21 protein-coding genes are annotated in these 21,753 nt (G+C 54.6%); 3 read left to right on the plus strand and 18 right to left on the minus strand.

Annotated features, from left to right (window positions below):
* Positions 1 to 46: 46 nt before the first annotated feature.
* Positions 47 to 1,330: an EF-P 5-aminopentanol modification-associated protein YfmH gene (gene yfmH / locus VA597_RS09090; RefSeq protein WP_128742457.1), complete on the minus strand. Its 1,284-nt coding sequence runs from the start codon at positions 1,328 to 1,330 to the stop codon at positions 47 to 49.
* The gene (yfmF, locus tag VA597_RS09095) at positions 1,330 to 2,610 is read right to left on the minus strand and encodes an EF-P 5-aminopentanol modification-associated protein YfmF (RefSeq protein WP_326974492.1); all 1,281 of its coding nucleotides are present in this window, start codon (positions 2,608 to 2,610) and stop codon (positions 1,330 to 1,332) included. Before yfmF ends, yfmH begins: the two co-directional genes overlap by 1 nt.
* Positions 2,611 to 2,805: 195 nt before the next feature.
* On the opposite strand from yfmF, the gene VA597_RS09100 reads away from it, so the two are divergent.
* Positions 2,806 to 3,711 carry a DMT family transporter gene (locus VA597_RS09100; RefSeq protein WP_326974493.1) on the plus strand — a complete coding sequence of 302 codons (906 nt, stop codon included), beginning with the start codon at positions 2,806 to 2,808 and terminating at the stop codon, positions 3,709 to 3,711.
* A gap of 57 nt (positions 3,712 to 3,768) precedes the next feature.
* On the opposite strand, the gene VA597_RS09105 is transcribed toward VA597_RS09100, so the two are convergent.
* The 4 genes from VA597_RS09105 to VA597_RS09120 are packed head-to-tail and all read right to left on the minus strand — an operon-like array spanning position 3,769 to position 7,096.
* Positions 3,769 to 5,040 carry an O-acetylhomoserine aminocarboxypropyltransferase/cysteine synthase family protein gene (locus tag VA597_RS09105; protein WP_326974494.1) on the minus strand — a complete coding sequence of 424 codons (1,272 nt, stop codon included), beginning with the start codon at positions 5,038 to 5,040 and terminating at the stop codon, positions 3,769 to 3,771.
* A gap of 46 nt (positions 5,041 to 5,086) precedes the next feature.
* Complete coding sequence (locus tag VA597_RS09110) at positions 5,087 to 5,602, minus strand: hypothetical protein (RefSeq protein ID WP_128742461.1); 516 nt, start codon at positions 5,600 to 5,602, stop codon at positions 5,087 to 5,089.
* Positions 5,603 to 5,649: 47 nt separating this feature from the next.
* Positions 5,650 to 6,231, minus strand: a complete 582-nt coding sequence (locus VA597_RS09115) for a dipicolinate synthase subunit B (RefSeq protein WP_128742462.1) — start codon at positions 6,229 to 6,231, stop codon at positions 5,650 to 5,652.
* Positions 6,232 to 6,238: 7 nt separating this feature from the next.
* Positions 6,239 to 7,096 (minus strand): dipicolinate synthase subunit DpsA, encoded by an 858-nt coding sequence (locus VA597_RS09120; protein ID WP_128742463.1) that lies wholly within the window; start codon positions 7,094 to 7,096, stop codon positions 6,239 to 6,241.
* Positions 7,097 to 7,283: 187 nt separating this feature from the next.
* Here VA597_RS09120 and murC point away from each other — a divergent pair, with 187 nt between their 5' ends.
* The gene (murC, locus tag VA597_RS09125; protein ID WP_128742464.1) at positions 7,284 to 8,669 is read left to right on the plus strand and encodes a UDP-N-acetylmuramate--L-alanine ligase; all 1,386 of its coding nucleotides are present in this window, start codon (positions 7,284 to 7,286) and stop codon (positions 8,667 to 8,669) included.
* Positions 8,670 to 8,723: 54 nt separating this feature from the next.
* Here murC and VA597_RS09130 read toward each other — a convergent pair whose 3' ends face one another.
* From VA597_RS09130 to pyrE, 5 genes are read right to left on the minus strand one after another with little or no spacing between them, the layout of a single operon-like run.
* Entirely contained in the window at positions 8,724 to 9,326 is a 603-nt protein-coding gene (locus VA597_RS09130; protein ID WP_128742465.1) for an HAD family hydrolase, read from the minus strand.
* A 16-nt stretch (positions 9,327 to 9,342) separates the two neighbouring features.
* Complete coding sequence (gene uvrA / locus VA597_RS09135; protein WP_128742466.1) at positions 9,343 to 12,183, minus strand: excinuclease ABC subunit UvrA; 2,841 nt, start codon at positions 12,181 to 12,183, stop codon at positions 9,343 to 9,345.
* A gap of 19 nt (positions 12,184 to 12,202) precedes the next feature.
* The gene (gene uvrB, locus VA597_RS09140; RefSeq protein WP_128742467.1) at positions 12,203 to 14,167 is read right to left on the minus strand and encodes an excinuclease ABC subunit UvrB; all 1,965 of its coding nucleotides are present in this window, start codon (positions 14,165 to 14,167) and stop codon (positions 12,203 to 12,205) included.
* Positions 14,168 to 14,171: 4 nt separating this feature from the next.
* Positions 14,172 to 14,936, minus strand: a complete 765-nt coding sequence (locus VA597_RS09145; protein WP_128742468.1) for a JAB domain-containing protein — start codon at positions 14,934 to 14,936, stop codon at positions 14,172 to 14,174.
* Positions 14,937 to 14,939: 3 nt separating this feature from the next.
* Complete coding sequence (gene pyrE, locus VA597_RS09150) at positions 14,940 to 15,518, minus strand: orotate phosphoribosyltransferase (protein WP_128742469.1); 579 nt, start codon at positions 15,516 to 15,518, stop codon at positions 14,940 to 14,942.
* 142 nt (positions 15,519 to 15,660) lie between these two features.
* Between pyrE and VA597_RS09155 the strand changes: the two genes are divergently transcribed.
* Complete coding sequence (locus VA597_RS09155; protein WP_128742470.1) at positions 15,661 to 16,659, plus strand: RluA family pseudouridine synthase; 999 nt, start codon at positions 15,661 to 15,663, stop codon at positions 16,657 to 16,659.
* 73 nt (positions 16,660 to 16,732) lie between these two features.
* Here the strand turns inward: VA597_RS09155 and hisE are convergent, their stop codons facing one another.
* The 7 genes from hisE to hisG are packed head-to-tail and all read right to left on the minus strand — an operon-like array spanning position 16,733 to position 21,744.
* Positions 16,733 to 17,059, minus strand: coding sequence for a phosphoribosyl-ATP diphosphatase (hisE, locus tag VA597_RS09160; RefSeq protein WP_128742471.1), 327 nt, complete (start codon positions 17,057 to 17,059; stop codon positions 16,733 to 16,735).
* The gene (hisI, locus tag VA597_RS09165) at positions 17,052 to 17,411 is read right to left on the minus strand and encodes a phosphoribosyl-AMP cyclohydrolase (RefSeq protein ID WP_128742472.1); all 360 of its coding nucleotides are present in this window, start codon (positions 17,409 to 17,411) and stop codon (positions 17,052 to 17,054) included. Before hisI ends, hisE begins: the two co-directional genes overlap by 8 nt.
* 6 nt (positions 17,412 to 17,417) lie before the next feature.
* Positions 17,418 to 18,146, minus strand: coding sequence for a 1-(5-phosphoribosyl)-5-[(5-phosphoribosylamino)methylideneamino]imidazole-4-carboxamide isomerase (hisA, locus tag VA597_RS09170; protein ID WP_128742473.1), 729 nt, complete (start codon positions 18,144 to 18,146; stop codon positions 17,418 to 17,420).
* A gap of 15 nt (positions 18,147 to 18,161) precedes the next feature.
* A complete protein-coding gene (gene hisB, locus VA597_RS09175) occupies positions 18,162 to 18,737 on the minus strand; it encodes an imidazoleglycerol-phosphate dehydratase HisB (RefSeq protein WP_128742474.1) in 576 nt (191 codons plus the stop codon).
* Between the two features lie 16 nt (positions 18,738 to 18,753).
* Entirely contained in the window at positions 18,754 to 19,803 is a 1,050-nt protein-coding gene (hisC, locus tag VA597_RS09180) for a histidinol-phosphate transaminase (protein WP_128742475.1), read from the minus strand.
* Positions 19,757 to 21,088 carry a histidinol dehydrogenase gene (gene hisD, locus VA597_RS09185; RefSeq protein WP_128742476.1) on the minus strand — a complete coding sequence of 444 codons (1,332 nt, stop codon included), beginning with the start codon at positions 21,086 to 21,088 and terminating at the stop codon, positions 19,757 to 19,759. Before hisD ends, hisC begins: the two co-directional genes overlap by 47 nt.
* Positions 21,082 to 21,744: an ATP phosphoribosyltransferase gene (hisG, locus tag VA597_RS09190; protein WP_128742477.1), complete on the minus strand. Its 663-nt coding sequence runs from the start codon at positions 21,742 to 21,744 to the stop codon at positions 21,082 to 21,084. The genes hisD and hisG overlap by 7 nt, the downstream gene beginning before the upstream one ends.
* Positions 21,745 to 21,753 lie beyond the last annotated feature (9 nt).

The raw sequence follows: 21,753 nt of genomic DNA on the forward strand, positions 1-21,753 counted from the left end.
GTTCCGCCGGGCCTCAGCGTGGAAAGCTCCGCCGGTATCCGTTTCCTTACTGGTTTGGCAATACGACGGACAAAGAAGAGAGCTCCGGCCGCAGTTGATCCTCCAGCCTGGCCAAGATGGAATCCATATCCGCTTCCGCTACCGCGTCAATGTATTCAAATAACTCACGTCCGGAAAAAGCGAGCGAAACAAGGGAATTCGCAATGCTGCCGACATGATTGAGCGAAGCAATGTTTTTCCCGTAAACCGACTTTTTGGCACGTTCGAGCATCTGCCGGTCAAAACCGTTTTTCCGCACGTTTTCTATTTCCTGTTTGATTTCCCGCGCAACCCGCTCAGGGTCCTTGGATTCTCCTGAGAAAATGACGGAGGCATAGCCGGGCCCTTCAAAATATTCATTGCCGAAAGAGGCTTCGTTAATCAAATCCGCATCCAGCAGACGGCGAAACAGAGGCGTCGCACTGGATGACAGCGCTTCCAGTAAAATCTCGGTTTCCGCAACCTGTTTCGTCGAGGGCCTTTGTCCGACGTTGAGCTCTTTAAAGCCTAGCTCAAAAAGCGGCACCGCGACGGAAAGCTTCTGTTCCACCCGGGCTTTTATAATATGGTTCGGTTCCTCTTCAAAAATGCGGTCGATCTGGACGGGTTTAGAAGGCTTGAGCATTTTATCGCAGAGCTCCGCAACCCGGTCCGGCTGAACATTCCCCGCAATGCACAGAGCCATATTATTCAGGTTATAAAACGTATGATAGCACTGATACAGCAGTTCCGGCGTGATCTGCGCAATGCTTTTCACCGTGCCGGCGATATCCAGCCTGACCGGATGCTTCTGGTAAAGCGCTTCCAGAAGGTTGAAAAGGACCCTCCACTGGGGGTCGTCGTCATACATTTTGATTTCCTGACCGATGATCCCCTGCTCCTTCTGCACGGTCTGCTCCGTAAAATAAGGCGACTGGACAAAATCAAGCAGGATTTCAAGGGATTCGTAAACGCTTTCCGTGCACGAAAACAAATAGCACGTCATATCAAACGACGTATAAGCGTTTGCCGACGCGCCGGTTTTCGCAAAGCGCTCAAAGGCGTCGCCGTCCTCGCTTTCAAACAGCTTATGTTCCAGATAATGGGCGATGCCCGCCGGAACCCGATGAGGTTCGCTTTCATCCTTTGTTTTAAAGCAGTTGTCGATCGATCCGTATTTCGTTCCGAAGATCGCATAAGTCGAATTATTCTTTTCCTTCGGATAGACCGTTACCATCAGCCCGGAGGAGTGTTTCCCTGTAAAATAATAGTCTCCCGTGCGTTCGCTTGTTACTTTTTTCAGCCAATCCATCAGGCTTCCACCCCGCTTCCTTCCAGGCGATAAACCGTATCCAAAGTGATTTTCCTCGCCGCCTCCACGACCTGTTCCCTCGTCACACTGCCGACCAGTCCCGCTTCCTCCTCCGGCTTTTTGACTTCCGGACGGAACGTCTGGGAAAGATACCACGCTTCCAGTCCGTCGAGAGAATCGGAGAGGGTCCGGTAACTGTTGCAGAGGCTCAGTTTGGCGGCGGACAGTTCCTCTTCGTCGAAATTGCCGTCTTGAACTTCTTTCAGCTGATGAAGGATCTCCTGCTTCGCGCGGTCAATATTTTTTGTTTCCACGCCGCTTTGGACCAGCATGATGCCCTTCATCGGATTGAACGTCGAACTGCAGTAATAGCAGAGGCTCAGCTTTTCCCTGACATTCAGAAACAGTTTGGAACTCGGGGTTCCGCCAAAAAGAGCGTTGAGCAGCTTCATGGCAGGAACTTCGGCCGACGGTTCCGCGCAGGCGGTGCGGAAACCCATCACCAGCTTGGACTGCACCACATCCATCTTTTCAGCGGATTCAGCCACCTTCTGTGCGGACGGAACAACTTTGTTCGGGCACTCGACGGGGTCTGTCCGGGCAAGATTCTGAAACGCCGCGTAAAAATCCCGATAAACGGGTTCCGGGTCACAATCTCCAAGCACCATGATTTCCGCTCTGGAACGGTGGATCAGATTTTCCCACGCCGGAGTGAGTTCCTCAAGCTTCAGACCCTGAAGCTGCTGACGAGTCCCGCAGCGGCCGATCCCGTAGGGCTCCTTTGAACACATCAGCTCTTCGCATTTCAGTTTGGCGTACATGCGTTTATCGTTGAATTCAGAATCCAGCATTTCGATCAGCTGTCTTTTTTCCTGGTTAAAACCCTGAACAGAAAAAAGGCCGTTTTCAAACGGAGGATCGAAAACGATACTGCAAAGCAGCTTTGCAAGCTCCGCGGAAACACGTTCTCCCTTTAAGGAATACCGGTCGGCGATGCCGGATGCGGATATGGACAGGACCTGGACGTCTCCGAGCTTTTGCACATTTGCGTCCAACACGGCGCCGTACAGTTCCGCAAGGTGTTCATTCAATTTTGTATAATCGGGATATTTTCTGCTCGCGCGGCTTAGTAGAAATGGTAAAATCGAATGCGCGGAAACGGTTTCTTTTGCAAGAGGCCATAAAAAATGAACGGACATGCGGATTGTTTTAAAACGATCGTCACGAATGCCGCTGAAATTCACGCCGCTGCAAACAGCCCGCTGTTCAATTCCTGTCATGTTAGATTTCATCTCCAAAACAGATTCGGTGAAACAAAAATAATTATACCACAATTCAACAACATAGAAAAGAATGATTCGATAGGATTCCATTAAAATTTACAGGATAGAAAACGAACGGCTCTGTTCTGTCTTGTCGATTGCGGAAAACGGTGCTATAATGTTTTTTTATCAGACTGGGATAGAGGTGTTGTCTTGAAAATCCTGCGGAATCGGTCGGTCGCTGCCGAATTGGGAATTGTTTTGGTCACCATGATCTGGGGAAGCAGTTTTGTCGTTGTGAAAAATGCAACGGACACCATTGGACCCGCGGCGATTATTGTTTTTCGGTTCGGCACTGCGGCTGTTTTTCTCTGCCTTTTCTTTTTTCGGCGTTTAAAAGAGATCCGGATATCACACGTCAAATGGGGATTGCTGATCGGTCTTCAGAACTTCGTCGCATACGAATTTCAGACGATTGGCGTAAAATACACAACCGCGGGAAAAAATGCATTTCTTACCGCGGTTTATTGTGTCATTGTACCGTTTTTATACTGGGCTGTCAAGAAACAGAAACCGCGCCTTTTCCATCTTATTTCCGCCTTTTTATGCATGGCGGGAGTCGGCCTTCTTTCCGTCCAAAGCGGCTTCTCCATCAATCCGGGAGACCTGCTTTCTCTCGTCTGCGGACTGTTTTTCGCCATGCAGATTGTAACCATCAGTATTCTAACCGAAAAAAGCGACCCTATACTGCTTTGCATCACACAGGCGGTCGCGACCACAATTTTAGCACTGCCGTTCGCGCTTTTCACAGAGAATTTTCCAACCGCTCTGCCGACGCAGTCGGTCTTTTCCCTTCTTTATCTCGGAGTAGTCGGGACCATGCTGACGACGGTGCTTCAGACGATCTGTCAAAAATACACACCGCCGTCCAAAGCTTCCTTGATCATGTCCCTGGAATCGGTGTTCGGCACCATCTGCGGGATTATTTTTCTGCATGAATCTCTGACCCTGCGTTCTTTCGGCGGTTTTCTGATGATTTTTCTTGCCATCCTGCTTTCAGAACGCGGAGATCTGCTGTTCGCCGCAAGAGGGAAACTGAAAACAGGCCAGAGCAGCTGATAAAATTGCCTCCCGGTTGGCTGCCGGGGGGCAATTTTTATCAATCGTCTGCGCGGGTCACATTTTTTCCAGTGAGCCGCGGATATCGTCGAGGATATCTTCTATATTTTCGATGCCGACGGACATGCGGATCATACTCGGGCTGATCCCGGCGGCTTTCAGCTGCTCGTCATTCAGCTGACGGTGAGTTGTGCTTGCGGGATGCAGCACGCAGGTGCGCAGATCCGCAACGTGAATGACGATGGAAGCAAGTTTCAGATTTTCCATAAACTTCGCCGCCGCCTCCCTGCCGCCTTTCACCCCGAAGGAGATGACACCGCAGGTTCCGTGGGGCATATATTTCATCGCAAGAGCGTGGTATTTGCTGCTTTCCAGTCCGGGGTAATTGACCCATTCTATTTGATTGCTGCTCTCCAGAAATTTCGCGACCGCCAAAGCATTGGAACAATGACGCTCCATTCGCAGCGCGAGCGTTTCGAGCCCCACATTCAGCAGGAATGCATTCATGGGAGCGGACTGCGCCCCAAGGTCGCGCATCAGGTGGACGCGCGCTTTCACAATGTAAGCGCTTTTCCCAAAATCCTTCGTATAGACCGTGCCGTGGTAGGATTCGTCAGGCTCGGTCAGCATCGGGAATTTCCCGTTTTCCCAATTGAAGTTTCCGCTGTCGACAATCACGCCGCCGACCTGCAACGCATGGCCGTCCATATACTTCGTGGTGGAATGCACGACAATATCAGCCCCGAACTGAAACGGGTGGCAGTTGACGGGAGTCGGGAACGTGTTGTCCACAATGAGCGGAACGCCGTGCGCGTGAGCAACTTTTGCGAAAAGCTCCAGATCCGTTACGACAAGAGAGGGATTGGACAGCGTCTCTGCGAACACACAGCGCGTATTTTCCCGGAACGCCGCATTCAGTTCTTCTTCCGTACATTCCGCGGAGACGAAAGTGCATTCGATTCCCATTTCACGCATCGTCTTATTGAAGAGATTGAAGGTCCCGCCGTAAATCGCGCTGCATGCAACAAAATGGTCGCCCGCATGACAGACGTTCAGAACGGAGATCAGGGAGGCGGCCTGGCCCGCAGAGGTCATCAGCGCACCGACGCCGCCTTCCAGCACGGCGATTTTCTTTTCCACGGCATCAACGGTAGGATTGCTGATTCTGGTATAAAAAAAGCCGTCCTCTTTCAGGTCGAAAATCGCACCGAGAGTTTCCGCGCTGTCATACTTGAAAGTCGTGCTTTGAACGATCGGGAGGACTCTCGATTCTCCGTTCTTCGGTTCGTATCCCGCATGGATGCAGTCGGTGTCAATATGATGTCCCATTCTTTCCAAACTCCTTTGTTTCGATTCATTTAAATGGTTGGTTTTATCAGTGGAATGCCGACTTTAAAAAATCGATCAAACGATCCGCCATCGTCACTACGGCCCAAACGAGGATTAAAAAAGCAGCAGCGGACACAATGCGCACAAAGGTGCGCTTCCAACGGCTCATGGCCGTTAAATCAGGTTCCTCTTCCGCCTGATTTTCAAAAGCGACCTTCTGTGCGGATCCACTCTCGTCCAATGCTCCGATTCCCTTAAGAATTTCCTCACAGCGTTCCACTTCTCCGTATGGCACAAAAATGTGATAAAGCGAGTTCGGCATCTTCCCATACAAAATGGAAGGCGGCGCACCGGGCCCACACATCCGCTCTTCATGCGGAATGCCGCCCTCATCAAACGCAGCGCGGATCATGCCGCATTTCGTTTCATCCGCCGTATAGAGCAAAACAGGGTCGTTTGCCTCAACCTCGCGGAGCTTTCTGTTTCCGCAAGACGGACATGCAGCCCCTGTTTTGACAAGGATCTGGCATCTTGGGCAGTAGCGCATCGGTTTCACTTCCATTTCTTTTCCATCATAACAATTTTTAAATTAAATTTCAAGCGGTGATTCTACTTTCCCCTTTCCCAAACCGGCTGAAGCTGTTCTCCTTTCAGTGCCGCCAGGGCGGCGGGCAGAATCAAACTGAAATCCGCGACCACAGAATTTGGCTTTTCTTCCGGATTATCCTGCTGCATGGGCACGAAATAAATATGTTTCGCATTCATCAGTCTTCCGAGGTTCTGCGCGGAAACCGCCAGCGCGTCATTGGTGGCGGGGGCCAGAACAATCGGAATGCCGATTCTCAGGCACGACTTTACAGCCATCGTAACCGAAGTGTCCGTGATGCCGTTCGCCAGTTTCGCGAGGGTATTGCCGGTGCACGGCGCGACGATCATCAGGTCCGCGAGCTTTTTCGGGCCGATCGGTTCTGAACCCACAATGCTGGTAATAACGTCTCTGCCGCAGATATCGCTGACCTGCCAGACGAAATCCTTCGCCCTCCCGAAACGCGTGTCGGTGGAAGATGCGTTTTCCGACATGATCGGCAGAAGCCGATACCCTTTGGCAGCAATTTTTCTCATCTCGTCCAGCACGGTATCAAATGTGCAATAGGATCCACACATGGCGAATCCGAATGTGAGCTCGTTCACAGCGCCGTCACTCCTTCAAAATGTGATAGATGGTTTCTTTGATGATTTCTCCCGCCGCCTTCGGCGCCACCTTACCGGGAAGATTCAGTGCCTGAACGACCGGGATTCCCAGTTCCTCCGCCGCCTGCCGGTCAACGCCTCCGGGCAGGGAGGCAAGGTCTATGATCAGAGGGCGGTTCTGCATCTTTGCCAGCACGGGACGGCTGAAAACCGGTGCGGGCACCGTGTTGAAGATCATGTCGCACTCTATTTCCCCGGCTTTTTCCGTCAGCACGGCGGAATATCCGTAGGACCGGATCCAGGCAAGATCCTGCGCCTTTCTCGCGCTGACGGTCACATTGGCGCCGATTCCTCTCAGCATCCAGGCAAGCACCTTTCCGATCCGTCCGAAGCCCGCCACAAGGCACCGGCTGCCGTTCAGCGTGCCGGCATATTCCCCGATCGCGATCCGGATCGCTCCTTCCGCCGTCGGGACCGCGTTCCTTACGGCAAATTCCTCCCACAGGCTGAAATCGTGGGTACGAATCGCTTCCCACAGCCTGCTCGTCTGAAAAAGCTGTTCCATTTTTCCCCCGAACACCCGTTTTTCAAGCAGCAGCTTTGCAAACCCGTCGTCCAGAACAACCTGTTCCCCGCTGTAGTCCATTTTCAAGTGGACCCCGTCCTTTGTAACCGGCAGAGGAAGAACGACGTTTTCATAGCTATTTATGGTTTCTTCCAAATCAGCCTTTTTGATCTTTCCGGTAAAATCGACGTCGTCAAATCCAAAAACAGCGACCGGATATCCATCCGAAGCGATGGACTCCGCCATCGCGATCTGCCGTCCGTCACCGCCCAGAATCCCAAAACTCCAGCCGACCGCCATATGAAAACCTCCGTTATTGTTTTTCCCTCATAATATGGAGAGCTTCTCCGCTGTGTGATTTCAGCGGAGAAGCATAAAAATATATTTTCTGTTGCATATCTTCCAAAAGATGATTATTATAAATATGTTTGGCAATATATTTATTGAGGCAATCTCTTCGCAAAAACGACGGTAAGGAGCATAACTGATGGAATTTGACGACATCCTGTCAAAAATTAAAAAAATACATTTTATTGGAATAGGCGGTTCGGGGATGTGCCCGATCGCGGAAATTCTGTTTCATAAAGGATATGAGCTGACCGGTTCCGACATCAGCGAATCGGATACTCTCGAGCGGGTCCGTTCTTACGGCATTCCTGTTTTTATGGGGCAAAGGGCCGAAAATATCGGCGAAGCGGAGCTGGTGGTTTATACCGCCGCCGTGAAACAGGATAATCCGGAACTGGTGGCGGCACGCGAAAGAAACATCCCTACGGTGGAGCGCTCCGTCATGCTCGGCATGGTGACGCAGCGCTACAAAAACGCGGTGGCGGTTTCCGGCACCCACGGCAAAACGACGACGACCGCCATGATCACCCAGGTCCTGCTGGGAGCGGGGAAAGACCCCTCCGCAATTATCGGCGGAAAGCTGCCGCTGATCGGCGGCAACGGCCGCGTGGGACGTTCCGATACCATTGTCTGTGAAGCCTGCGAATATGTGGATACGTTTCTGCAGCTCCACCCTGCGGTTTCCATTATTCTGAACATCGACAACGACCACCTCGACTATTTCGGCACGGTGGAAAACACCATCCGTTCCTTCCATCAGTTTGCCGAACAGACATCCCGGTTGATTATCGTAAACGGGGACAATGAAAACGCCAGAAAGGCGGTCGAGGGAGTCAGCGGACCGAAGATTGTCACGTATGGCTTTGGGAAAGAAAATGATTACTATGCGGACGAAATCCGCGATTCCCTGCGGGCGCGTGAACAGTTCAGCGTCTTCTATCGCGGCAGGAAACTGGCTGAAGTCGATCTGAGCGTTCCGGGAAAGCACAATATCTACAACGCTTTGGCCGCCTTTGCAGCGGCGGACGATCTGGGCGTCGACGCTCAGGACATCGCGGAAAACCTCCATCGATTTACCGGTGTTCACCGCCGGTTTGAACGCCTGGGCGAATTCGGCGGCGTGACGGTTGCGGATGATTTTGCACACCATCCGACCGAAATAGCAGCCACACTGACCGCGGCAAAGCAGATGGGCTTTTCCCGGGTATGGGCGGTTTTTCAGCCGCATACCTATTCCAGAACCTTTCTTTTGCTGGACGATTTCGCAAAAGTGCTGCGGATTGCCGACCGGGTCGTCCTCTCCGAAATTCTTGCCGTCCGGGAGACGAACACGTATAACATCTACGCGAAGGACCTTGCCGCAAAAATCCCCGGCTGCGTCTGGTTTAAGACGTTCGATGAGATCGCCGGCTATATGATCGAGAACGCAAGGGACGGCGACCTGATCTTGACCCTCGGCGGCGGCGATATCTATAAATGCGCGAATTTAATCGTCGAGAAATATCAGAAAATGGGCAAAAAATAACGGCGGAATTTTCCGCCGCAAAAATTTTCAGGAGCCGGTTCCGGCTCCCCTTTTTTATGTCAGAATTCTTTCCCCGGTCAGAAACCGCTCCAGCTCCTCCGCCCCCGCGAAACGATGTCCCTGAAAGCCCTGCCGCACCGCCTCGTCGATATTTTCCTGCATGTCGTCGATGAACAGGCATTCCGAAGGAAGAAGTTCAAATTTCTCACACAGCCGCCGGTAGATGGCCGGGTCCGGCTTTACGAGCTTTTCCTCCGCGGAAATCAGGAAGCCGTCGAAATGCCGGAACATCGCCACCTCCCCGTAAAACCGGAGGAAGCGCAGGCTTACATTCGAAAGCAGATACAGGCGGTATCCGTTTTGCCGGATCCGGTCCACCAGTTCCGGCATTCCCGGAACCGGGTCCAGAACGCAGCGCCAATGGTCCATGGCGGTCGCGACGGCTTCCGCAAACTGCGGAATGCGTTTCTGGACTTCAGACACGGCATAGCTTTCCTCTATGGTCCCGGCGTCCAGCAGCAGCCATTCCGGCCCGCCGAACAGCTCCTTCACCACGGCGTCGGCGGCCTCCGGGTCCTCCAGCAGAGATTCAGCGTATTTCCTCGGATTGTAATCGGACAGGACATTGCCCATGTCGAATACGACGTTTCGGACCACCGGACTCCCCCCTTTCTCACACGGCCGAATGATTTCCCGCCAGAATCTTTTTCAGGTACTGCCCGGTGTAGGACTCCGGCACCCGTGCCACCTCTTCCGGCGTGCCGGCCGCCACGACCTGTCCTCCCGCGTTACCGCCCTCCGGGCCTAAATCGACGATATAATCCGCCGTCTTGATCAGATCCAGATTATGCTCGATGACGAGGACCGTGTTTCCTCCGTCCACCAGCTTCTGCAATACTTCGATCAGTTTGTGAACGTCCGCGATGTGCAGGCCCGTGGTCGGCTCGTCCAGGATGTAAATAGTGCGGCCCGTCGGGCGCTTTCCCAGTTCCGCCGCCAGCTTGACACGCTGCGCCTCACCGCCGGAGAGAGTGGTCGCGGGCTGGCCGATCTTCACGTATCCAAGGCCCACGTCCTGAATCGTCTGCAGCTTGCGCGCGATGCGGGGAATTTCGGAAAAGAACTGAAGGCCTTCCTCCACAGTCATTTCGAGAACGTCGTAGATGCTTTTTCCCTTGTATTTGATTTCGAGCGTTTCCCGGTTGTACCGCTTTCCCTTGCACACGTCGCAGGGGACGTAGACGTCCGGAAGGAAATTCATCTCGATCTTGATGATACCGTCGCCCTCGCACGCCTCGCACCGTCCTCCCTTCACATTAAAGGAGAAACGGCTCGATGTATAACCGCGCAGCTTCGCATCCTGGGTGGAGGCGAACAGGATCCGGATATCGGTAAACACGCCGGTATAGGTTGCCGGATTGGAACGGGGCGTGCGGCCGATCGGCGACTGGTCGATCTGAATGACCTTGTCGAGCGCGTCAAGGCCGGTTATTTTTTTGAAAGAGCCGGGCCGGCTTTTCGCTCCGTTCAGTTCCGCGGCCAGATACTTGTAGAGGATTTCATTGATCAGCGAGGACTTGCCGGAGCCGGAGACACCGGTGACGCAGATGAATTCTCCGAGCGGAAATTCCACGCTGATGTTTTTCAGGTTGTTCTGCGAGGCCCCGGCGACGGAAAGTTTTTTCCCGTTGCCCTTGCGCCTGACTTCCGGAATTTCCACTTTCCTGCGGCCGCTCAGGTAGTCGCCCGTGACGGAGCCTTTGCAGTTCAGAATATCCTTCACCTTTCCGCTGAACACCACTTCCCCGCCGTGAACCCCGGCGCCCGGGCCGATATCGACGATGTGGTCGGCGGCCAGCATGGTCTCCTCGTCGTGCTCGACGACGATCACCGTGTTGCCGATATCCCGCAGGTGCTTCAGGGTATCCAGCAGCTTCGCGTTGTCTCTTTGATGCAGGCCGATGCTGGGCTCGTCCAGAATGTACAGCACGCCGGTCAAAGAGGAACCGATCTGCGTCGCGAGCCGGATCCGCTGGCTCTCCCCGCCGGAGAGCGTCCCCGCGGAGCGCGAAAGCGTCAGGTATTCCAGCCCGACGTTCTTCAGGAAGCCGAGGCGGCTGCGAATCTCCCGCAAAATCAATCGGGCGATCATGGTTTCCCGGTCCGTCAGCTTCAGCCCGTCAAAAAATTCAAGCGCCTCCGTCACCGATTTGCCGCACAGGTCGGCGATATTGATCCCGCCAACCGTGACGGACAGGCTGGTGGGCGACAGGCGCTTGCCGTGACAGGCATCGCAGGGGATTGCGCTCATATACGACTGGATCTCCTCTTTGATCCAGTTGCTCTGCGTGTCCCGGTAACGGCGCTCCAGGTTATTGACGATCCCCTCGAATTCCGTCTGATAAACGCTGTGCGCGTATTCGCTGCTGCGCTCCACCCGGATCTTTTCCCCGTTCGTGCCGTACAGCAGGATGTCGATCACCTGCTTCGGCAGTTCGCCGATTGGAGTGTCGAGTGAAAAATGATAATGCTTCGCAAGCGCGCGGAAATACATCGCCGCAATGGTGTTGCCCTCCATGGCCCATCCCCCCGCTTTGATGCCGCCCTGGTTGATGGAGAGGGATTTGTCCGGAAGGATCAGGTCCGGGTCGATTTTCATGAAGACGCCGAGTCCGGCGCACTTAGGGCAGGCCCCGAAGGGGTTGTTGAAGGAAAACATGCGGGGCGTCAGTTCCTCCACGCTGACGCCGTGTTCCGGGCAGGCGTAATTCTGGGAAAAAACATGGTCTTCCCCGTCCACAACGCTGACGACCGTCAGGCCGCCCGACAGTCCGGAGGCGGTTTCAATGGAATCCGCCAGACGGGAGCGCACGGAGGGATGGATTACAAGCCGGTCCACCACGATTTCAATGGTATGCTTTTTATTCTTTTCCAGCTTGATCGTCTCGGAAAGGTCATAGATGATGCCGTCCGCGCGTACACGGACATACCCGCTTTTTCTGGCGGCCTCAAACTCCTTGAGATGCTCTCCCTTTCTCTCGCGCACCACCGGCGCCAGCACCAGGATTTTTAAACCTTCCGGCAGATTCATGACCTGGTCGACGATCTGATCGACGGTCTGCTGGCGGATTTCCCGTCCGCAGACCGGGCAGTGAGGAATTCCGATCCGCGCGTACAGCAGACGCAGATAATCGTAGATTTCCGTCACCGTGCCGACCGTGGAACGCGGATTTTTCGAGGTCGTCTTCTGATCGATGGAAATCGCCGGGGACAGCCCGTCGATGGAATCGACGTCCGGCTTGTCCACCTGGCCCAGAAACTGGCGCGCGTAGGAAGAAAGCGACTCCACATATCTGCGCTGCCCTTCCGCGTAAATCGTGTCAAACGCAAGCGAGGACTTCCCGGAGCCGGAAAGTCCTGTAAAGACGATCAGCTTGTCGCGCGGAATCTCCAAATCAATATTTTTTAGATTATGTTCTCTTGCGCCTTTAATCAGAATGTTTTTTGCTGGCATAGTTCCTCCGTAATTCCCTCTATTTCCCGCTGCTGAGTTCCTTGATCCGATCGCGCAGCCATGCGGCGTGTTCAAATTCGAGCAGCTTGGCGGCCGCCTTCATTTCCCTGGTCAACTGTTCGATCATCTGTTTTCGTTCCGTGGCGGTCAGGCGTTTCCGTTTCTTTCCGCTCCCGGATTCCTCTTTCCGGGTGCTGATTTCCAGAATGTCGGAAACACCCTTGATGATCGTTTTCGGCGTGATGCCGTGTTCCCGGTTGTACTGCATCTGGATGTCCCGCCTGCGCTGTGTCTCCCGGATGGCGGCTTCCATGGAAGGGGTGACGGAATCCGCGTACATGATGACCTGCCCGTTCGCGTTTCGCGCCGCGCGCCCGATGGTCTGGATCAGCGAGCGTTCGCTGCGGAGGAAACCCTCCTTGTCCGCATCGAGGATCGCGACGAGGGAAACCTCCGGGATATCGAGCCCCTCGCGCAGCAGGTTGATGCCGACCAGCGTGTCGAATTCCCCGAGCCGCAGGTCGCGGATGATCTCCATGCGCTCGATGGTGTCGATATCGTGATGCATATAGCGCACGCGGATGCCCATCGAGTCCAGATAAGCGGTCAGGTCCTCCGCCATCTTTTTGGTCAGCGTCGTGACCAGCACGCGCTCTTTCTTCGCGGTTCTCAGGTTGATTTCCGAAATCAAGTCGTCGATCTGCCCGTCCGTCGGCTTCACGATGATCTCCGGGTCGACCAGCCCGGTCGGGCGGATCACCTGCTCGACGATCTGGGCCGACTTTTCCTTTTCGAGATCACCCGGCGTCGCGCTGACAAAGACCGCCTGATTGATATGCCGGTAAAACTCGTCGAAATTCAACGGGCGGTTGTCATAGGCGGACGGAAGGCGGAATCCGAAATCGATCAGCGTCTCCTTGCGCGCGCGGTCTCCCGCGTACATGGAGCGGACCTGCGGCAGCGTGACGTGGGACTCGTCCACGAACAAAATAAAATCCTTCGGGAAATAGTCGAGCAAGGTAAACGGAGAACTGCCGGGCGCGCGCCCGGAAAGAATTCGTGAATAGTTTTCAATCCCCTTGCAAAAACCGATTTCCCCCAGCATTTCCATATCGTATCTGGTGCGTTCCTGAATGCGCTGCGCCTCGATCAGCTTGTTCTGGCTTTGAAACAGCGCGACGCGTTTCTCCATTTCCCGGTTGATCTCTTCGATGGCACGATGCATTTTTTCCTTTGGAACAATATAATGGGATGCCGGGTAAATCGCAATGTGCTTTAAATCGGACTTGATGTCTCCGGTCAGCGGGTTGATCTCCCGGATCCTGTCGATTTCATCCCCGAAGAACTCGATCCGGACGGCGGTGTCGTTGGACTGAACGGGGAAAATCTCCACGACGTCCCCGTGAACGCGGAATTTATTGCGGATGAAGTTGACGTCGTTTCGCTCATATTGGATTTCCACCAGCTTTTTCAGCAGTTCGTCCCGGTTCTTCTTCATGCCCGGACGAAGGGAAATGACCATGGTGCGGTAATCGATCGGGTCGCCCAGGCTGTAAATGCAGGATACGCTGGCAACGATGATCACGTCCCTGCGCTCCGAGAGTGCGGAAGTCGCGGAGTGCCTCAGCTTGTCGATCTCATCGTTGATCGCGGAGTCCTTTTCAATGTAGGTGTCCGTCGTCGGGATATAGGCTTCCGGCTGATAATAATCGTAATAGCTGACAAAATACTCCACGGCGTTTTCCGGAAAAAATTCACGGAATTCAGAGCAGAGCTGGGCGGCGAGGGTTTTGTTGTGGGCCAGAACCAGCGCGGGGCGGTTCATCTGCGCAATCACGTTCGCCATGGTGAACGTTTTGCCGGAGCCGGTCACGCCCAGCAGGGTCTGCTCCCGGTCTCCTTTGTGGAGGCCGTCCACCAGCCGGCAAATCGCCTTCGGCTGGTCGCCGGTCGGCTGATATTTGGAAACCAATTTGAAATCCATGTTTTTACTCCAGTTCCGAGTTGAAGAGCTCCGGCATCAGCTTGCTCTGCGCGATGGACAGATAATCGTTGCCGCTGACAATAATATGGTCGATCAGCCGCACCTCCACGGTATCGAGCGCCTCGTAAACCCAGCGCGTCGTGCTCAGATCCTGCTTGGACGGCAGACAGCTTCCGCTCGGATGGTTATGGGACAGAATCGCGTAAGAGGCGTCGTACTGCACGGAAAGCCTGACGATTTTTTTGATATAGATATTGGCGGAGTTGACGGATCCCTCGTCTACGACGTCGCAGAAAAGGATCCGGGTCTTACTGTCGAGCAGCATTAGGACGACGACCTCGTTCTGCCGGCCGATGAATTTGTTGACCAGCCGCTTTCCCGCTTCATCATAGCTGTAAATGACGATCTTGTCTCTGTCAATATCTTCCTGGTACCGGCGGCAGATCTGCGGGATCAGCTTGATCAGCGTCGCGGCGGATCTTCCGATCCCGTCCACTTTCAGAAGCTCTTCATACGGCGCGTCGAAAGTGCCGGACAGGGAACCGAATTTCTGAAGAAGCTGATGCGCGATCGGATTGGTGTCCTTGAGCGGGATTGCGTAATAAAGAAGAAGCTCCAGAATAGAATGAGGCTGAAAAGAATCCAATCCGTTTTTCAGGAACTGACTTTTTACCCGTTCCCTGTGTCCGCCATGCAAGGATTTTGCTTCGGGCTGTTTTCGATTTTCATCAACGGGCTTTTTCTCCAAAACAGCCGCTCCCTTTTTCACGAATCAGCTTTTCCTGCTTCCCGGCTTCACGGGCGCCGGGGCTCCCGCTTTACACAAAGGGCAGTCCCGCGGTTCCCATGACTCGACTTCCAGTGAGACGACCGCCTGATACGGCACACCGAAATCGATTTTTCCTCCCGTGCGGTCCACGATGGAGCCGATGCCGGCGACTGCGCCGCCGCTTTGCCGGACCAGCTCCATCACTTCCCGGACGGAACCGCCGGTTGTGACGACATCCTCCACAATCAGCACGCGCTGCCCCGGATGGACGGCAAATCCCCGGCGCAAGGCCATTTTTCCGTCTTCGCCGCGCTCGGTAAAAAAATTCTCGCAATGAAGCGCGCGGCTGACCTCGTAGGCCATCTGCACCGCGCCCATTGCCGGGCCGATCACGACCTCGATTCCGTCTTTTTGATACTTTTCGGCAAGAGCGGCGCAGAGCTCTTCACTATATCTGGTATTGCGGAAAACCTTCGCGCATTGAAGGTATCGGTTGCTGTGGCGTCCGGAAGTCAGCTTGAAATGCCCTTCCAGCAGCACGCCCGCCTCCCTGAAAATTTCCAAGGCCCGTTCCTGAGTCATCTATCGAATCTCCTTTGTGCTTTGCAGTTTTTTTCTATTATATACTAAAATAATTTTTTTGAAAAGCCTTTTCGCCTTTTCGGTCCTCCCAAATCATGCTATAATCGATTCCAAAGTCTATGATTTGCAGGAGAACACACACATGAGAAAAACAATGATCATCGGCGCAAACGATGCGGGACAGCGCCTGGATAAATTTCTGACGAAATCCTTTCCGAACCTGCCGCAGTCCATGCTGTACAAAAGCATCCGGAAAAAGGATATCAGGCTCAACGGCAGGCGATGCGAAATCTCGGCCCGGCTCTCGGAAAACGACGTGCTTTCCATGTATCTGAAGGACGAATTTTTGCAGAAGGAACCGAAGGAATATGATTTTTTGAAAGCGCCCAACCGGCTGAACATCGCCTACGAGGACCAAAACCTTCTTGTTTTGGACAAGCAGCCCGGGCTGATCGTCCACCCGGACGAAACCTATCATTTCGATTCCCTGATCGCAAGGGTCCAGCACTATCTTTACGAAAAGGGAGAATACGACCCTGACGCGGAAAATTCCTTCGCCCCGGCTCTGATCAATCGTATCGACCGCAATACGGGCGGCCTTGTGCTGGCGGCGAAAAACGCGGAAACGCTTCGCATCATGAACGAGAAGGTGAAGCAGAGGGAGCTGCAGAAGCTCTATCTCTGCGTCGTCTGCGGCGTTCCGCAGAAAAAGGAAGCCACGCTGGAAGGATATCTGCAAAAGAACGAAAAGCAGAACCGGGTCTATATTTCGGACGGGCCGACGCGCGACGCGCGGATGATCCGGACAAAATACCGGGTTCTGGCGCAGCGGAGAGCGTTCAGCCTGCTGGAGGTCGAGCTGCTGACCGGCCGGACCCACCAGATCAGGGCGCACCTGGCCTCCATCGGGCATCCTCTGGCTGGGGACGGAAAATACGGAACGAACGCCCAAAATAAAGCCTCCGGCTTTCCCTATCAGGCGCTTTACTCCTATAAGCTGAAATTCCGGTTCACGTCGGACGCCGGAATCCTGGAGTACCTGAACGGAAAGGAAATCGAGGCAAAGGACATCTGGTTTTTAAAGGAGTTTTACCGGTTCCCCGAAGCGGACGGCCGGAACAGGGAGGAAACGAAATGCTGACGAAGGAAGGATTTGACCGGTGGGCGGGGGATTACGAAACGCCGCCCGGACTTTTTGATCCGGGCGGCGTTTTTCATGTATTCCTATCGACCTGATGGAATTTTTTGAGATTCCCCGTCTTTTCGCTCCGCTTTTCCAGTTCCGTTTCCACTTCCTCCAACGAAATTCCTTCATTGGCCATCAGTACGGTCAGATGATAAAGCAAATCGGAAATTTCTGAAACCGTGTCGGAATTTTTCCCGTTTTTCGCCGCGATGATCACTTCGCTGCACTCTTCCCCGCACTTTTTCAGGATCTTGTCCAGCCCTTGCTCAAACAGATAACAGGTATAGGAACCTTCGAGATGCTCCTTCTTGCGGTCCAGAACGGTTTGGTACAGGTTCTGCAATGCGTCATTCATTGGTGTCCCTCCAGATTTCGTTGAAAAAGCAGCTGTGGGAACCGGTATGGCACGCGGCGCCGGTCTGATGGACGACAACCAGAAGCGTGTCGCTGTCGCAGTCCCCCAGAATGCGTGTCACTTTCTGCACATGGCCTGAGGTGGCGCCCTTGTTCCACAGTTCCCCGCGCGAACGGCTGTAAAACCACGTGTATCCCGTTTCCAGAGTCTTCCGCATGGACTGCCGGTTCATGTAAGCAAGCATCAACACCTCGCCGGTCTCCGCCTCCTGAACGATCGCCGGGAGCAGATCCGCCTTTTGAAAAAAAGGCTCGATCGCATCCTCCGGAATCTCGGTCCGATACAGATTCACTTTGTTTCAATCTCCTTCTGTCTTTCCGCAGAGAGCAACCGCTTCCCTCAGATCGAGGCCACCGGAATAAAGCGATTTGCCGCAGATCGCCCCATACAGTTTTAAATCCCGGAGATCCTTGATATCTTTCAGGCCACTGACGCCGCCGCTCGCGATAATCCGGCAGGAAACACTGTTTTGAAGCTGTTTCAGCATCGAGAGGTTCGGGCCCGTCAGGGTTCCATCTCTGGAGATGTCCGTAAAGATAATATACTTTACGCCCACCAGCTCCATGTGTTTCGCCATGCTGAGATAATCGATAGAGGAAGTTTCGGTCCATCCTTTCTGTGCGACCATCCCGTCCCTCGCGTCGACGCCGACGGCGATCCTGTCCCCGTATTTTTCCACCGCCGAAACGACAAGTTCGGGGCTGGTCACCGCGGCCGTTCCGAGGATCACCCGGGAAATGCCGTTTTTCAGATAAAAATCAACAGTTTCCATATCCCGGATGCCGCCGCCGACCTCCAGCCGGAGCCCCGACGTTTTCCGAATGCGGAACATCAGGTCCGCGTTCACCGGCTTCGCGGCCTTCGCCCCGTTCAAATCGACGACGTGCAACCATTCGGCTCCGGCCTCCCGAAACGCGTGCGCCGTTTCCAGCGCGTCCTCGGCGACGCGGCGGGCCGTGCTGTAATCGCCCTGAAACAGGCGGACGCACTCCCCGTCCTTCAAATCAATTGCCGGCAAGAGTATCACAGCAGTTCCTCCAAATTATAAAGTTCCTTTTGTTGAAAGAGTGCCTTGCCCGGTAGGCGAAACCGCAAGGCGCATGGCATGCCCCGCCGCCTTGAAGAGAGCTTCCGTCTGGTGATGCGCGTTGGTCCCGTATTTTACCGAAGCATGGAGAGTGATCCCGGCGTTCATGGCAAACGCTCTCATGAATTCCTCCGTCAGACAGGAATCGTAATCGCCGATCCGGTCCTGGCGGAAGTCGGCGCCAAAGACAAGAAAGGGGCGCCCGCTGATATCGACGGCGGCAAATGCAAGCGCTTCGTCCATCGGAACATAGAAACTTCCGAAGCGCGCGATTCCGGACCGGTCCCCCAGCGCCCCGGCAAACGCCCTGCCCAGGACAATGCCCGTATCCTCCACCGTGTGATGCCCGTCCACATTCAGGTCGCCGGAAACCGCGATTTTTAAGCCGAAGCCTCCGTGTACCGCAAACGAATTCAGCATATGGTCAAAAAAGCCGATCCCCGTTGAAATTTCCACTTTCCCGCCATCCAGGTTCAACTGCACGGAGCAGTCGGTCTCTTTTGTCTTTCGGATCTGTTCGGAAGTCCTCACGGCGTGCGCCTCCCTTTTATAATACCGCTTCAAGCCGACGGATCAGTTCCATGTTTTCTTCCGGGGTGCCGGCGGTAATCCGAAGGTAATCCCCCATATACCGGACGACGATCCCCGCTTTCATCAGGCCCTCAAAAACACGCCTGCTTCCTGCGGCGCCGATCAGCGTGAAATTGGTCACGCTGTCATAGACATGGATTTGGCTTGGATGACGGGCCTCCAGAGATTTCAGCATGGTAAAAAGCTCTTTTTGCGATGCCTGGATTTCCGCAAGGCCGGAACGGATCCAGTCCCTTTCCCTCAGCACAACGGAACCGATTTTCTGTGAACACGCGTTGACATTGTAAGGGGATTTGACGGCGCGGATTGCTGCGGTCAGCGCCGGGTTCGCGACCGCGAAGCCCAGGCGGAGCGCGGCCATTCCGAACATCTTGGAGCAGGTCCGGAGAAGAATCAGATTATCGTACTGTTCCGCTTCGCGAATCAGGGACTGATCCCAGAAATCCATGTACGCCTCGTCCAGAACGACGAGCGCGTCGACACTGCCGACCAGCTTCCGCACCTCTTCCCTTGTGAGTCCCCGCCCGGTCGGATTGCAGGGATTCGAGAAGACCAAAGCCCTGACGCCGCTTCCCCGAACAGAAGCAATCAGCTCATCCGGATCGACGGAAAAGTCCGGATTTTTGGGGTATTCCAGACACTTTGCTTCATTCAGGTAGCCGTAAAAGCGGTACATGGAAAAGTCGGGGGAAAGCGTCATCACGGGATCGCCATTCATTATGAAAGCGCCGAGAATGACGGAAATCAGCTCGTCGGAACCGTTTCCGGCGGTGACGTTCGATCGATCCACGCCGTAGTAATCGGCAAAAGCGGCGCAGAGCTCCTCCGCATAAGGGTCGGGATACCGGTTGAACGCAGCGCTTGCCGCGGCATTTCTGATTTTTTCAAGGATTTCCTCCGTCGGACGCCGAAAGGATTCGTTCGCGTCCAGGCGGATCGGATACCGGCCGGTGACCGGCTCATAGGGCTTCAGGTCTCTGATTTTCGAGTTCAGACGATACGCCATCGGAATCCCTCACTTCAATTGAATTGGCGTGCGCGGTCAGGCCCTCCGTCCGGGCAAGCGTGATGATATCGCTTTTTGCCGAATTCAGAGCTTTTGGGGTATAGTACAGAAAACTTGACTTTTTTACAAAACTGTCCACGGAAAGCGGGGAACAAAACCGCGCGGTTCCGCTTGTGGGCAGCACGTGGTTTGGCCCCGCAAAATAGTCGCCGAGCGGTTCCGGGGAGTATTCGCCGAGGAAAACCGAACCCGCGTTGTCAATTCTTCCCAGGTATTCCATTGGCCTTTCAACACACAGTTCCAGATGCTCCGGGGCAAGCTCGTTGGCAAAGGCGACGGCGTCCTCCATGTTTTTACAAACTACAACGGCCCCGTAGTTTTCCAGGGATTTTTCGATCAGCTCCCGGCGGGAAAGCGCTTGAATCTGGCGGGAAATCTCCGCGACTGTTTTCTCCGCAACGCTTCGGGAGGTCGTCAGAAGAACCGCGGAAGCAAGGACGTCGTGCTCGGCCTGCGACATCAGGTCGGCGGCCAGAAAAACGGGATTCGCGGTTTCATCCGCCAGAATCAGGATCTCGCTCGGCCCGGCAACCATGTCGATCCCGACCGTGCCGTAAAGCTGTTTTTTGGCCGTCGCGACATAGATGTTTCCCGGTCCGACGATCTTATCGACCGTCGGAACCGTTTCGGTCCCGAACGCCAGCGCGGCTACCGCCTGCGCCCCGCCGATCTGAAAGATCCGGTCCACGCCCGCCGTATAGGCCGCCGCCAGGATGTTCGGATTCGGTTTTCCGTTTTTGCCCGGCGGCGTCGCCATCACGATCTCACCCACTCCGGCGATTTTCGCGGGGATCGCGTTCATCAGCACGGAGGAAGGATACGCCGCCGTGCCGCCCGGAACATAAATGCCGACGCGCCTGAGGCCGCGGACCCGCTGTCCCATCATCACGCCGTCCGGGCCGGTCGTAAACCAGCTCTGCTGCTTCTGCCGTTCGTGGAAATCCCTGATATTCGCCGAGGCGCGGTCAAGGGCAGCGAGGAAGGCGGGTTTGCAGCCCTGCGCGGCGGCCTTCATCTCTTCCCTGCCGAGTTTCAACGGTTCCGGGATCGAACCGTCGAACTTCATGGTATATTCGCGAACCGCCGCGTCGCCGCGCTCCCGGACCTCCGCAACGATCTCCGCGACGGTCTGTTCGATCTCCGGGCTTGACTTGCCCCCGCGCCGTTTCAGCTGAGCAATCAACTCCCTGCCGGCATCACCGTTTCCGTCCAGAATCTTCAGCATATTTTTTCCTCCCTTTCGCGGGAAGACGACCGGTGAATGAACTGTTCCATCCGGCCGGTCAGGGTCTCGATCTCCGTTTTCCTGAGTTTCATGCTCGCCGCGTTGACGATCAGCCGCGCGGAAACATCGCAGATGGTTTCGATCACCGCAAGCCCGTTTTCCCTCAGAGTCGTTCCCGTCTCGACAAGATCGACGATTGCGTCGGCAAGGCCGAGGAGCGGGGCCAGCTCGACGGACCCTTCGATCCTGATGATCCGGACGTCCATCGCCTTGCTCTCAAAATAATTCCGCGCGACCCGGGGATATTTCGTCGCGATGGTCTTGGCGGAATACCCGCTGAAAAAATCAACATTTTTCGGACCGGCTAAAGCAAATCTGCACCTGCCGAAGCCTAAATCCAACACCTCATAAAAGCTTCCGCCTTTTTCAAGGATCGTATCTTTGCCGACCACGCCGAGGTCGCAGACGCCGTATTCCACATAGGTGATAACGTCCGCCGCTTTCGCAAGGACGACTTCCATTCCGTCTCCGACCGGAAGGATCAGTTTCCTTCCCTTGTTCCGGACCGCCGAGCAGTCGCAGCCGATTTTCTCAAGAAGGCCGACCGTGCTGTCTTCCAGCCTGCCCTTTGTCAGGGCGATTCTCAGTGGTTTCATCTTTTCCCG

This window comes from Caproicibacter sp. BJN0012 (assembly GCF_035986805.1).
GTDB lineage: Bacteria > Bacillota > Clostridia > Oscillospirales > Acutalibacteraceae > Caproicibacter.